Genomic DNA, 14,715 nt, shown 5'->3' with positions numbered 1-14,715 from the left:
CTACCAGTTATATATTGGAGTCTGGCGTACTTGGGAAGAGAATTTCAGGATAGAAAGACAAGGTCCATTGATAACAAAATAAGAGGCTCCCCCAAAGCTGGAGGAACCCCTTATACTTGTATATCTTATTTGAGCAACGACAATAAATTGTGAACTGTTTGGGCCGTTTCGGCACGAGTAGCACTATTTTTGGGTTTAAATCCCCCTCCAGTTGAACCTTTCATTACACCGAGCTCGGAAGCTTTAACGACAGCTTCTTTTGCCCAAGATGCAATGTTTGCTTCATCCGTATAACCGGCTTTAGCCAACTTGGTATGGTTTGATTGGGTTTGGTATTCGTATGCTCTCATCATGAGCACTGCCATCTCTTCACGAGAAATGGTTTGGGTCGGAGCAAACTTATCATTCGCTATTCCCTGTACCAAACCTGCTTGATATGCAGCAGCCACGCTATCTGCGTACCAGGCATCCTTACCCACATCACCGAATGGCAATTCGTTATCTTTCGCCTCTAAGCCCAGGGTTCTTACGATTAATACTGAGAATTCGGCACGAGTCGTTTGACCTTGTGGATCAAACGCAGTCTCTGTTTTACCCGTCAGCACATGTTTCGCCGAAAGAGACTTGATTGCTTCACTTGCCCAATGCGTTGAAGCCACGTCCACGAACGATTTATCGTAAACCCATGGTGCATACGTGCCCATATGAGACACGTTGGAAGTGACGGTACCTTGCTGGGTATTTACAACCCCACCGGCATAGTCCCAATTATTATTAGTTGATTTTTCATTGTACATTCCAATGAGATTACCATTAAGATCACTATTGTAAAAGAGTGTCAGCGTAATATCTTCCGGGAGTGTGGACAAGGATAATTTCTCACTCGAAACCTGAAGGTACAGTTCGAATTCGTAAGCCGTACCTGCAAGTGTCCACGTAAGACCTTGTTTCGTTTCTGGTGCTTGTACATCTTGTTTCTTCACATCCAAAATGATCTTGCCACCAGCAGCACCAGGACCTCCTTTTGTTTGCAGTTCTTTCAATACGCTAGATGGAATGGTGAGTGATAGTACACCTTGCTGAGATAGTGTGAGTGTATTCGTACCTAACAAATCCCCCGCATTGACAGGCAGCTCAATCTTCTTACCCACTGTAATATCCACTTTTGCGGTCCCGTTTGTCACAGCATTCAAATCTTTTTTCGTTATGACCTGATTTTGATTAGTTTCTGGTTGTGGCGTTGGCACAGGCGCAGGAACAGGTGTAGGGGATTGGGATATCGAAGATCCACCGCCATTTCCCGAACCGCCACCGTTATTACCAGAACCACCACTGTTCATTTCTTGAATTTTATTGAGGAAGTAACCCAGGTCTTTGTCACCAATTTGCAAAACAGGCTCCTTGGTAGAATAGTTAGCGGTCATTCCAAAGTTATTCGTAATATAATTGACTTCCGTGTCTCCTACATAACCATCCTGGTCGATATCAGCGATTTCATCCGAAGTATGATAATGTTTCGTTACAAGCTCCATGTCATAGATATCGATGGCTCCATCCCCATTAATATCTCCTGCATACGTAAAGTCAGACGAATTCAGTTGATTGATGCCATAATATTCGCCATTAATCGTCTTGCTCAGAACCACTGCGAGCCTGGAAGGTAAATGACCGCGAACACGTGTGTAGATGGTCGTCGTTTCACCTGTTGCCGGAATGCCATCGATGAGGAACTCACCCTGTCGTTGTATAGTCCCCTCATATCTCTCCCCGGAAGCCGTTTCTGCATAAACTTCAATGCCCATCTTCGAGTAGTCGTTTGCAAAATCCAAATACTCTCCATTGACCATAAAAGCTTCGGGACGTACATAACCATATGTTCTTGAAGATTTGGAGATCACTTCATAGCTGTCTGTGTTAAACGCGGTTAATGTCAACTTCTCTTCGTTCTCTTTCATGCCAACCGTCGTGTATTTCACTTCAAGCAATGGTACGTCACTTTTCTTAAAATAGAATTCATCCTTGGGTACATCAAAGACAACCTGGAACAAATCAAGATCCCCTGTGATTCCTTCAAAGGACCCACCTGAGATGGATGCCTCAAAGCTGAGTTCTCTTTGGTCCACTACAGGATCACTGAATTTCACCTCAGCACCTGTCTCATCCAGTAATGCCTGCAGCTCAGACGTTGGCTCAATCCGGTTAAATTGTTTATAGTCATACATCGATTCCAGGGTAAACGAAATACCGTTTAACTTCTCCACATTGTTTAATTGAATAGTCTGGGTAATCGTATCTCCTTTACGCACTTCGTCTTTGTCATATGTGCTGGTCACATAAGGTTTGCCTTCAGAAATAAACCCATAGCGATGGTCCTTAACGGCATTTGCCGCTGTACCCACATCCATTCCAAAGAGTCGAAGTTCGTAACCATTGTCATATTCTTCTTTGGTAATACCAAATGATATGTTTCCTTCTTTGGAAACAGGCAAATCACCGGAATAGAAGGGACTGCCATTCTCGTAGAAAATGACACGGTTGGAAGATTGATCATAATCCGTGATCCCATTATCAACAAAGGTTTGGACTGTTGAATCGATAGCTGTGCCATCATACCAGACGCCCTGTCCACCTTCCCTTTCCGTCAGCATACTATCATTGAGTTCGTATACACCAGGCTCTATACCCAAATCAATCTCGGGGGCTGTATTGTCCACAACTACCAATCTTTCGTATGAATACTGCTTGGAGTCCGAATCGGTCCCGATGAATTCAAGTGTGTAGCTGCCTTCAGGGACAAATCGTGCAACGTTGGAGATCTCCCCGTTTTCAATCGGAAATGCATAACCTCTAAACACATTCAGGATCAGATATCCCACTCCCGGTAGCAGGGACTGCGAATTCAAGGTACCTACAAACCCGATTTCCTCGCCGGTTTCGCGATCCTTCAGCAATACATCTACAGAATCAATGGGACTGCCCAAAAGAATGGCACTCAGTGTCATCCGGTTCAGAAACTGATGGAATGGGGTATCGTTTGTAACGGATGGTGGAATCATCTCTACCGAAGTAATGCCCTTTTCGCTAATGCGGATGGAGAATGGGATCTGAATATGATCCGCCGCATTTTCCGTATCCAGATATACATATCCTTCATAACGGCCGCTCGGCGTGTCCTGTGATATATCCACTGAGACGGTCATCTCCTCCGTACTGCCGCCATTTACAGTAATCGATTCAGGAAGATGAACATTTAAGTTCATATCGTTTAACAGCTTCATGGAAGTGTTATACGTCTTGGCAAGGTCCCCTTTATTCTCTACCTTAACTGTCCGGCTGTCAGATACGATTCCCTGGCCGTCTTCTTCCAAATATGCACTATCAAATACGATGGAACCTGTAATTTCATCAATCAGGATGGATTCGTCATTGGAGAAGTGAATCGTTTTATCCTGAACTTTGGCAAATATAGATGTGTGGACTGCCCGGTAAGGATCTACTCGGCCTGCCCCTACTTCATACACGGAATAATTCCCGTTCAGATCGACAGCTGTATTCATTAGAGCAGTCTTTACATCAAAAGGTGTATATTCTTCATGTGCCTGGAGCAAAAGTGCAGCAATACCCGCCATATGCGGGGTTGCCATGGAAGTACCCGAAATTCTTGCATAGGCAATGTTATAATTCTCACCCGTATGATCATTCACAAATACAGGATAGGTCGAAAAAACAGCTACGCCCGGAGCTACAATATCGGGTTTAATATCATCATTCACGGAAGCTGGACCTCGGGAACTGAAATCGGCCAGTTTATTTCCTTCCGTAACGGTTTGGCCTGCTGCGCCAAAGGTTACCGTCACGCCGTTCAACTCTTTTAGTTTTTCTCCAAGCTCTCTCATCATTTGGAACGTAGGAATATACCCGTTCATTTCACCCAAATAATTTGGGATTGTTCCTTCAACATTATTATAAATAATTGCTGCTGCCGCCCCTGCTTTTCTTGCGTTGACGATCTTGGCATCGAGTGCAATTTCCCCCCGAGAGATAAGGGCCACTTTGCCTTGTACATCAATACCTTCAAAATCAAAAGCATTACCAAGCCCTGCATAAACAAGTTCGTAGGTTTTGCCTTCAAGGGTGGTCAGATTATCAGTAAAGTCTTTACCAAACAGAGGTAACTCCTCAGTATAAGTTGCAGCAGGTGCTTCTTTCGTTGGCGCTTCTTCTCCTACTGCTGGTACTTCTTCTTCTAATGCAGGTGTATCTTCTGCTGGTGGTGCTTCTTCATCTGTTGCTGGTATCTCTTCTTCTGTTGGTGGAGCTTCTTCATCTGCTAAAGAAGGTTCTTCTGCTGTTGGTCGAGCTTCTTCATCCACTACAGGAGTTTCTTCTTCCTCTGCGGATGCCTCATCTTCTACTACAGGTGTTTCTTCTTGCTCCTCTACAGATGTTTCCTCACCCTCAAAAGATGCTTCTTCTTCCATTACAGGTGTTTCCTCTGTCTCTCCCGCACCTGAATTGCTATACACATCCAAAGTCACAGTAGCCGTAGGAATAGTTAACGGAACATCGGAAGCACCAATCGTAATGGCCAGTGCGCTCGCTCCTGGTGTACCTAACGTACCTTCATTGGGTCCATCATTACCTGCGGCAACCATACTCACCACGCCTTGCAGCATCGCATTATTCAGTGCAATCGAAGAAGGATCCAGCGGATCATTCGTAGCAGCCCCTAACGATAGATTGATAACATCAAGTTCATCTTCAATGGCTTTGTCTATTCCGGCAATAATGCCACTCATGTCACCACTTCCACCAGGGCCAAGTACACGATACACATATAAGTCTACATCTGGAGCAACACCTTTTACAGCATACCCCACGTCATTTTTGGCTTGGCCAGCGATGGTTCCCGATACGTGTGTTCCATGGGAAGTATAATAAGCTTCTGCTAATACACCTTGCTCCTTATAGCCCGAATTTTCCCAATCTTCATAGGTCGTCTCCATCGGGTCAGCATCATTATCGATAAAGTCCCAACCTTTAACTGTAGCCGGATCCACTTGTTTTGGATCTTCACCCGCATGAGCACGATACCCTTTATACGCTCCGGTTAGATCCGGATGATTATAATCAATCCCTGTATCCAATACACCGACCTTGATTCCTTTCCCTGTAATGCCCTCTTCATGAAGTTTGTCGATGCCAAGATAAGGTACACTATCAGCCATTCGAGGTTGCATTCCACCTCCCGTGGCAAATTCACTTTGTGTGTCTGTCTCTGGTAGATCAAGAGCCACTTCCTGATCAGCCCACACTTTTTTTACTACACCAGATTTCATCAAATCCTCTACGGCTATGCCAGGGATGGTTAGAGCAACACCATTTAGTGCGGTTTCATACTCCTGAGTGATTTGGATCGAAGCAGCATCATAAGATAGATCTCTCTTTTGTTGCAAAGACTTCATGTATTGCTTGAATTGCTGATGATTTTGTTTCACTTTACTTGTCGCCGTAAGCTCGGACATCTTCTCATTGTTCAAAGCAGCCCGTTTCAAGGCGACCACAGCGGGTTCACTTTTGAATTGGACAATCACATTTACCAAATCTGAACTTTTAGTATTCACCTTGGCGTCAATAACTTCTCCATCCATCACTTGAAGCTGGTTTAGAGCTTGTCTTTCCTCCTTCGTTAGAGATTGCAGAATGGACTTAGCGCTTTCACTCGGCTGGAGAGCGCCATAGGCAGGCGCTGCATAAGCAGGCATGGAAAACATAGAAGACAACAAGACTCCTGTTGCTATAAAACCGGATAACAATCGGGCTGATTTACGTTTCATTTCATACCTCCTGCGGTTTCCTATTAGATTAGGATTATCGTATTCCGCAGCGTATGGAATGTAAATTGGGGTAATTGAGTATGTTAATAGATTGAAATGTTCTGATAATCTTCGAAAAAATTTACATATAAATAGACCGAATTATCTAATTTACATACTTTATTTTACAAATCCAGGATTCCGCTCTTTTATTTAAAGAAAACTTTGCGAAACAAGTATCTTTAGACCTAAAATCACTTTCGAAAATGGATAGTTTTTTCAGAAGGAAATTACTTTTTATGCTAATTTCTTATTACATTCAATACAAAACTTCTGAAAAAAAGCGCAAAAAAGCTCACATCATCCTTCTAAACAGAACGAGATATGTGAGCTTTTATGACCTCCCGAAAATTATTCTTATAATATCCCTTTCCCCTAAGTTACTCAGTTATTCTTTCGTAATACGTTTAAGGGTGAGGTTAACTAATTCTTTACTTGTTATACTGTCATAACTAGATAGTATATTACCTTTGCATCTCCTTAATGACATTATTCAACCGCATTAATGATCAGTAAGAAAGCGAAGAAAACAAAAAACAGGTCAATCATGGTGGTATCTGACCATAATTAACCTGTTTGATGTAACGGAATAGTGATATTTAGGTTATAAAATTAAAGTGTTGTATTGTACGATCTTGTATTAGTATTGTAAGTTGTTTAATAATCCGAATAAACCCATAAATTAATCAACATGTCCATTGTCAAGTGCATCCAAGGCTTCATCACTTATATCAAGTGGTTCCCTTTTAACTCGATTTGCAAGCGAAAGAAAATCAGTAGCACAAGCAACATTCAAATAACCTGCCCTTATAAAGAAATGGCCACCTCTTTCATATAGTTTTATTGCTGGCTCAAACAAATCTTTATTATCAATAGCAATTTGATTTCCTTCATCAATGAGTGCGTTTAACTCTAAATAACTGGTAACAATTTCTCTAACATAACTACTGTCAATCTCCTTTAGTATCTGTAATTCATCAACACTTACTTGTGACTTAGTTATCGAATTTGAAATGATAATAAAAGGATACCTACAAGGGCCAGGATAAATTTGAAAAAATTTTGATGCTCTTCTTAAGTATTCTTTACTCAAATGAACATGTGATCTTGCTTCCTTGTTTCCAATACAACTCCAATCTATTGCAGAAATACGCTTAATTGCCTGATTAAAATATTCCATCAATTATTTCGCTCCATCTTCTGTATTTTTATTGCCCAAGAACATTTTTCGAATAATATTCATATGCTCCAGGGAGTTCTCCACACTCTCGAAAAATTCCAGCGACTTCTGCAGGTCACGATGGACTTTTTCACGCGCCCACTTCTCACGGAAGTAACTCGGAATCTGCTCATAAGCAAGACTAATCTCCTTGTTCTGTTGTTCCAACTTCTTAAAGAAATCGGTCACCGAAGTCGATGTAGTCAGCTCTTTGGCGGCCGTCAGCATTTTACCAAGCATCGTCCATTTTGCTTCGTTCTCCTGCTGTTGGAGCTCGGTAAATCCGTTCGTAAATCGGTCCAGCAAATTCAGAGCCGAAAGCTTGAAGGAGCCTATCTTCGGCACGCTTGCGATCAGACCCGTGGCAACGGCAGCAATACCTACGCCGATGGCTGTCTGAGCAGCAATCCCCCCTAGCGCTCCCAGGATCGGAATCATAGCAGTGATGGCCAGCGCTGCTCCTGCCAAGGATCCATCCTTCGGATTCGTCGTCGATGCCTGCGTCACTCCAGCAGCCTCTGCGGCTGCTGCGGCCTGAGCCGCTTCGTACTCCTCAATCGGCATCAGCGGTGGCTCTGGCTCTGGTGGCAGATCCGCCACATGAACAGGCGCTTTGTTGCTGCCCTCCTGTTGCAGCAGGCCAGCTCGCACATTGGCCTCCTCGTCCAGAATGAAGCTGCCACCTCCACCAAGCAGCCATTAGTTATTTCGACACGCAAAAAGCTCTCTCCAACTCATAATTCAAATGGGAAAGAGCTTTTGAATATTAATCAAATGTTTGAATCATTTAATGTTGGGTTCGTTGGATATGGTTGTGCTATACGATTTAATTAGCCTGGTATCAAATTGCAACATCTTGGTATCCTACATCAGCTATTTCTTCATTTAATAAACGCACCCCTAAACCATTCTCTGAATCCCATGTACAACTAAAAAGAACTCCAATGTCACGTTCTTCATTAATGTCTCCATACGGAACAACAATCCCCTCTAAAGTAATCATCTTCATCAGTTGAGCTGTTGTTTCAACTTATGGATAATTCTCATTAAACGCAACATCATAACCCAATTCAATCCTTTTTTGTCTGTAATAATCTAAAATAGGTTGTAATAAGTTATACTGCACTTGTTTCCAATCTTGTATTAATGATTGATATGCCGTATATTGTTTTTCATCAAATCTTCCATCTTCATCGCCATCAATCATCAATGTAATTTCAAGTTCTTCTCCGAATAATTGAAACATAGTCTTCCTAGTCCAACCATAGTTATATTCGAGCACTCCAAAAACAGGATCATTTTTTATCATTGTGTAATCTCCTCTTTATCGTTTATTAGAAAATCCCCCAGGTTCAAACGCTCCTGCATTTATTTCTCCCACACCTCCAAGATGCCCAAAAGTACTATTTATCTTTGTTGGTACTAGCTGCATTGTTTTAACATCATTTAATTCGTGCCATGTTAGTTTATTTTTATCTCGATAAATCTTTATATCTTTAGCAGCAATTTTGCCAGAATCCATACCAAATTGACGTGCTATTTCAGGAGAATTATTAAGTTGTTCAGCTAACCTTTGATCTGATTGAGCAAAATTAGCTCTTTTCATTGCTCCTCCGTATGTGCCTTTTCCACCTAACATATACTCAATTTGCACTTCTTCTTTAGCTACTGGTGAAAGATCAGGGATCAGACAAATGAAAAAGCCAATTTCGACTTATAATTCAAGTTGAAATTAGCTTTTCTGCATCCGTCATTTTCTAAAGATTAAACTTCATACAAACTATCTATAAAACTATCGAAAGAATCGGATATAAGAAACATATTGCTCCTCTTTTCAGTTGGTTCTATATCATGAAGGAAAATATATATTTTCCCGACATACTCTCCACTAGTTCCCAGACAAATTTGATTTCCTCCAGAATCATCGCCTATGGATATAAATTCATCAGGAATTTCACCATATAATGAGTCAAACACACTCGATAACTCATCGTATGATTCATCGATATCTAGCCCATACAATGTGTTGAGCGCAGTCTCCCCTTCATCATCTGAGATTTTAAAAACATTTGGCCTTACATTGCCACCGTTGTACTCAAGTAAAAAGTCACGATATTGAACCGGAAACACGATATGATGTTTTGCTTCAAATTCCTCAATATTTTTCAAATTAATCTTTTCATTTGTGTTATAAATAATTGCCATGTTTATTCTCCCTTATAATCATTTTTGCCATTAACTGTAGACTGACCACCAATATGCCTAAAATCCCTATGGATATCCTTCTGCACAAGAACCATTGTCTTTCCATCTTCATGATGATGCCAAGTGTACCCTTTTGGAGGTTGATTTAGCTCAGGAACTGGTGGATCAGAATCCTTATTTAGTCCCGCTTCTAAGTTGGCCTTCTTGAAGTCCGCCTGAGGGTTTTTAGGAGTAGTAACTTCTATTGTTACTGGTTTAATAGTAGGATGATAATACTCTGAAAAGTCGGGGTAGCCATCTGGATAACTCACAGACTGCCCTTTCTTATTAGTATATGTCCAAGTTCCATTCTTATCTATTGAGATGTAACCACCCTTATTATACCATTTTTGTGGAACAGGTGAATTCATCGGTTTAGTTTCCATTATTTCTTTACTAAAATCCGACAGTTCTAACTTCTTACCTTTCCCCGTTCCCTCAGTACCTTCCAGTTTATCCTTCGGTTTATTTGTATTCTCCTGCGATTTCTCCGGTTCGGATGATTTAGGCGGTTTAGTATCGGCTTGCGGTTTAACGTCGTCCTTGTTCTTAGATGGAGATGGCTTCCACGTATTCACTTCATTTGGCGTTTCATTTTTTTCTGGTTTCGTCTTTGGTGTCGTGCTTGGTTTCGACGTTGTCGTTGAATTTCCTTCATTCTTTTTCGAAGAAGATGAACTACCCGAACTTGTTTTCGACTTCGGCGGGTTCTCTACAGGCTTAGAGGTTGATCCTCCCCCACTGTTTGCTGTCTTTCCATTCCCCGAAGCCGTCTCACCTGTTTTGTTCGTCTTATTATTGCTCCAATGACTTCCTCCACCCGACACGATTCGCATCTTCTGACTTTCTTCCCAATACTTTTTCACAAAGCTCTTCACTTTGGGCACTATGGGCGAAGACGGGCTCGTGCTCACTTTGGGCGGCGTTATTCCACTTGCCTGCGGGATAGACCGGACCGGGCCTACAAGACCACCTGCCGAACCTCTCTTGTTCTTAAAATTAACTTGATTATCCTGACCTTGTAGCGTCGCATAATATTGATCGTATTCACCCCATAGTTCAGCAAAGGCTTGTTCGCTCATGGGAGCCTTGAGCCTCCAGGACAGATACTGCATTTCATCTAGGCTTAGCCCTTGAGCCTTCCAATAGTCATAACTTCCCAGTTCCTCTACCGTGATATGAGGCCTGCCAATATCGAAGGTGATATTCGCAAAATGGGGACCTACAAAAAGAATATTGTATTCCTCCGGGTTTTTCATCACTTTGTTGAAATAATCCAGCGAACTTTTCAGGTCCTGATCCGCCTGTTGTTTCGTCCACTTCTCCCGAATATAACCTGGAATTTCATAATATGTGGCACTAATTTCCTGATGCTGCTGATGCAACTTCTTGATCAGATCGAGAGGCGAAGTCGCTGTAGTTAACACTTTAGCGGCCGTCAGCATTTTACCAAGCATCGCCCATTTCGCTTCGTTCTCCTGCTGTTGCATTTCAGCAAAACCATTCATGAGTCGTTCCAGCAAATTCAGCCCTGAAGGGTTGAAGGAGCCTATCTTCGGTACACTCGCGATGAGACCCGTGGCCACGGCGGCGATACCAGCACCGACGGCGGTTTGAGCAGCAATACCTCCTAGCGCTCCCATGATCGGAATCATAGCAGTGATGGCCAATGCAGCTCCAACCAAGGATCCATCCTTCGGGTTCGTCGTCGAGGCCTGGGTTAATGCGGCTGCCTCTGCAGCAGCAGCCTGAGCCGCTTCGTACTCCTCAATCGGCATCAGCGGTGGCTCTGGCTCTGGTGGCAGATCCGCCACATGAACAGGCGCTTTGTTGCTGCCTTCCTGTTGCAGCAGGCCAGCTCGCACGTTGGCCTCCCCGTCCAGAATGAAGCTGCCACCTCCACCAAACAGCCATATCGCTTCCGGCGCAGTGGCCTCGATCTTTCCGGCTGCAAGCAGGATGTTGCTACCCTGAATCGACAGATGTCCCGGACTATCCAATAGTACACCCTGCTCATTCAAGGTAATCGTTACCCCGGATCCGGCTTGCAGCGTAACCTCCTCAGGCGACATGCCGATAGAGCTTCCGGCAGGATGGCCCCAGACTTTATGATCCGTCCACTCGTTAGCAGAACGTTTGCCCTCCGAGATGGAATGACGAATGTATGCGCCGGACTCCAGGCTACTTGGAAAATATAATTCCACATGATCCCCGATCTCCGGCATCATGTATAATCCGCTATGTCCTTCCGCAGCATATGCTGGTGTGACCGGATAGGGAGATGCAGCCCCTTGCGCCATCGGGCCCTCGTCCATGGGTAGTTTGATTTGAACATGGTCATGAATCACGCGGACCACCTCACCATATAACGACAAGCCAATCAGGTCCGATAGGTCGCATCTAGGTACGCGAATGTGATCCTCGGGTACCATACGATAGATCGTCATGAGCAGCCCGGATTCCAGGCGTGAATTGGCATACACCACGGTTAGCTCCGTGCCATCCGGCAGTTCAACTTTGTCTCCAAGTGCATAGGTGTGTGCACTTTCCATCGTATACTGCAATACGCCTTGCGTGACCTTGGGACCCTGAATGATATATCGATCTTCCGTTCCGGAGCCACGCCAGTCAATTCCACCCAATTCTTTACGAACCTGATAAGGCTGGTTTTCCGGCCACTTCCACATCTTTCCTGCGGGCAAACCGATAAACAGCTTGGGTGATGCCGCCGTGATTTCGGGGACCAACACCGTACCGAATCGCGAGGCAAGCCGGCGCAGGAACATCCAATCAGTCTCTTTATATTGTAAAACAAGTCCACTCAATAGGGTATTTCCTGTAACCTGATCCATGACATCCGAATAGCGGTATGAATTCATAATGAATTGAATTAGTTCCTTGAACGACCACCCTCTGTTTTGAAAGGCTCGTTCCTGAATCCGGATATCCATTTGATACGAGTTGGACAAGGCTTCAAGCTCGAATCGATAGATCCCTCCCGACAATTGAACCTTGAGCGAGGTCATGACGCCATGGAACAGTCTTCTCACCGATCTGCCAGTTTCATCGACTTGCCTGAGCACGATTGATTCACCATCAGCCTGAACCTGAAGAATTCCAGGTCCATCCTCTTCTGGAAGAATGCCGCTGACATAGAGTTTCGCATGCTCGTTCACCTGGCGGGTAATTTGTACGCCCTCCAGCCACTGTGCACGATAAGGCCAATATAAGCGAAGTTGTTCATATCCGATATGGTCCGGTTTCTTCTGCGTGATTTCACTCATCGTCAAAAGTCCAACTGCTGACCGTCATCCTCGATGACGATATCTCCACCATACATACACTTGTGCGTACAGTGACTAAGCAGCGCAGCCTTCCCTTCCACTTTGGTATCTCCCTTCCCGTGAAGCCAGGGCATGGTCAGCACGGGAACGCAAGGCGCTTTCTTAACCCCATAGATATCAACCATCGTACTTGCCGCTACTGCTGGATTTAGTGGATTGGAACAGTTACCGAACGACCCAATATGGATGCCCGGAACATAATCCTCAACGGTCATCTTCGCTTTCCCCTTGATATATACGCCATGACTGAACGGGATTTTCAATCGTGTACGCTGTGTCCCGCAATTACATTTCAGGATTGCTCCTGCAACGACATAACCTTTGGAGGCTTCTCCAGCTGTATGAATCTGGGCAGCTTGTTCTTGACTTTGTGCCATCGTAACCTCTCCTTTCTAATTGGTTTGCTCCAACTCCAACGGAATGAATTGCACTCCCGTGACATCTCGCCGCAGCATGCTCTCAGCCAATGCTAGATTGACAATGATTACGGTTTCGCGCATCTCCATCAATTGGAACAGAGGTACCTCAGGGAATTCTTGCTTTAGCACAATCCGCTCCAGACTTCCATCCATTCGCCTACAAGTATGGGGAGATAATACGTTTGCCAGCGCAGGGGGGTGAATGGCCCAATATGTCTCCTGGGTCATTCGCTCCTTGTCCGTTAATACGGTGGCCCTTCGCTTGAGATGGGGACAATACAATATAAGTGTTTCAAGCAATTGATCTGAAACCAATGGGACAGGCTGTTCCAAATAATCCGTATAATCCACATGGAATCCACTTCGCACATAAAGGTTAATCGCGGTATGCTCACTGCCCGAATCATGAAAAGCCTGATTCCAGACCCTGCGTTGCAGTTCTCCGACAGGCTCTGTCTCTACGCGGTGTATCCATCTGGGGTCAGCCATTAGACGAAAGTATCGGATAACCCTCGCCTCCTCTCGGCATCGTCAAAAATTGCCCCCTCCACATCAGCACCCTCCCATAACGTATCAGTCAGATTGGCTCCACGGAATATGGCTCCACGGAGGTGTGCCCCTCGGAAGTCAGCACCTGAAAGGTTTGAATTTTCGAAGTTAAGCGCATCGTACTCTGGCCCCTGAAGGAGTCCTTCCGGATGTCCCGTCTCCCCGATTACCTCCTTGAAAACAGCTCTTTCCAGAGAACAACCGCTGAAATCTGCCCCATATAGAATGCTTCCGGTGAAATCGGTGTTCTCCAGACTACAATTGCGCCAACGTGTCCCTATCAAGACACAGCGTTGAAAATCGGTAGAATGCATATCGATACGATCAAAACGGCTGTAACGAAAATCCAGATCGCTGCATTCCATTTTGCTCATATCCAGTCCCTGAAAGTGCGCATACATGACCTCCAGACCATCACTTTCTTCCAATGCTTCACCAATCTCCTCAATGCTCCTATTCCTTCGATCAAGACGAAACACGCACTCGCTGGCATCCAAGTATTCTCCCGCACGTACTTCGAATATCTGTTCCAGTTCCATAAGAGAGTTCCACTCAAAGTCCTCCAGCGCGCGACAGCTACGGCGTATGAAATGCACAATATAACGATTCACCAATGCCGCTTCCTGTAGCATGATTCGGTCCAGTTCTACCGCTGTAACGGTTCCTTGATAGCGAGGAAGTTCTTCTCTTAGTCTATTGAGCATCCGTTCAAGACACTCATAGGCCCAATGGAACGAATAGAACGAACGGATGGGTGCACGATCCAGCAACCATGAAGCATCGCATGCTTCGACCAGAACATTCATAGCTCCTCCAAGAAGTTCAGTTCGCAGCATAGAATATTGAATATAAGCGATCCGTCCTTTCGCTCCACGCTTTTGCACATCGCTGACTTCCTGAATCATAAACCTGAAATGACTCAAGAACTCGGCTGTCAATTCCGCATGCCTTGTATGCAGCGTATGCTGCAAATCATCCATAAGCTTGTCCCGCGCAGGTTTCACCTGATGGGTATAAAAATGTATTACAGATTCCTTGCGAACCATCGGAACTTCCCCCTCCTG

General features: G+C 44.4%; 8 protein-coding genes and 2 pseudogenes. All 10 read right to left on the bottom strand.

Annotation, left to right across the window (positions count from 1 at the left end; genetic code table 11):
• Positions 1–125 precede the first annotated feature (125 nt).
• A complete protein-coding gene (locus ACR1R9_RS04570; RefSeq protein WP_433921613.1) occupies positions 126–5,837 on the bottom strand; it encodes a S8 family serine peptidase in 5,712 nt (1,903 codons plus the stop codon).
• Between the two features lie 721 nt (positions 5,838–6,558).
• Positions 6,559–7,056 carry a hypothetical protein gene (locus ACR1R9_RS04565; protein WP_433921614.1) on the bottom strand — a complete coding sequence of 166 codons (498 nt, stop codon included), beginning with the start codon at positions 7,054–7,056 and terminating at the stop codon, positions 6,559–6,561.
• A 3-nt stretch (positions 7,057–7,059) separates the two neighbouring features.
• Complete coding sequence (locus ACR1R9_RS04560) at positions 7,060–7,746, bottom strand: hypothetical protein (RefSeq protein WP_433921615.1); 687 nt, start codon at positions 7,744–7,746, stop codon at positions 7,060–7,062.
• Positions 7,747–7,936: 190 nt separating this feature from the next.
• Positions 7,937–8,404 (bottom strand): annotated as a pseudogene (locus tag ACR1R9_RS04555) (DUF6985 domain-containing protein).
• A gap of 15 nt (positions 8,405–8,419) precedes the next feature.
• Positions 8,420–8,782: pseudogene (locus ACR1R9_RS04550) on the bottom strand (HNH endonuclease); the annotation flags it as partial.
• A 77-nt stretch (positions 8,783–8,859) separates the two neighbouring features.
• Positions 8,860–9,300, bottom strand: a complete 441-nt coding sequence (locus tag ACR1R9_RS04545) for an SMI1/KNR4 family protein (protein ID WP_109998807.1) — start codon at positions 9,298–9,300, stop codon at positions 8,860–8,862.
• 2 nt (positions 9,301–9,302) lie between these two features.
• Positions 9,303–12,623 (bottom strand): HNH endonuclease, encoded by a 3,321-nt coding sequence (locus ACR1R9_RS04540; protein WP_433921616.1) that lies wholly within the window; start codon positions 12,621–12,623, stop codon positions 9,303–9,305.
• 2 nt (positions 12,624–12,625) lie between these two features.
• Positions 12,626–13,060: a DUF4280 domain-containing protein gene (locus ACR1R9_RS04535; protein ID WP_076288035.1), complete on the bottom strand. Its 435-nt coding sequence runs from the start codon at positions 13,058–13,060 to the stop codon at positions 12,626–12,628.
• 15 nt (positions 13,061–13,075) lie between these two features.
• Complete coding sequence (locus tag ACR1R9_RS04530; protein ID WP_083678790.1) at positions 13,076–13,591, bottom strand: hypothetical protein; 516 nt, start codon at positions 13,589–13,591, stop codon at positions 13,076–13,078.
• Positions 13,591–14,697: a pentapeptide repeat-containing protein gene (locus ACR1R9_RS04525; protein ID WP_433921617.1), complete on the bottom strand. Its 1,107-nt coding sequence runs from the start codon at positions 14,695–14,697 to the stop codon at positions 13,591–13,593. The genes ACR1R9_RS04530 and ACR1R9_RS04525 overlap by 1 nt, the downstream gene beginning before the upstream one ends.
• Positions 14,698–14,715 lie beyond the last annotated feature (18 nt).

It is taken from the genome of Paenibacillus taichungensis, assembly GCF_050994985.1.
Lineage (GTDB): Bacteria > Bacillota > Bacilli > Paenibacillales > Paenibacillaceae > Paenibacillus > Paenibacillus taichungensis.
The sequence above is the reverse complement of the archived record's forward strand: the minus strand, read 5'-3'. Positions and strand labels throughout refer to the sequence as shown.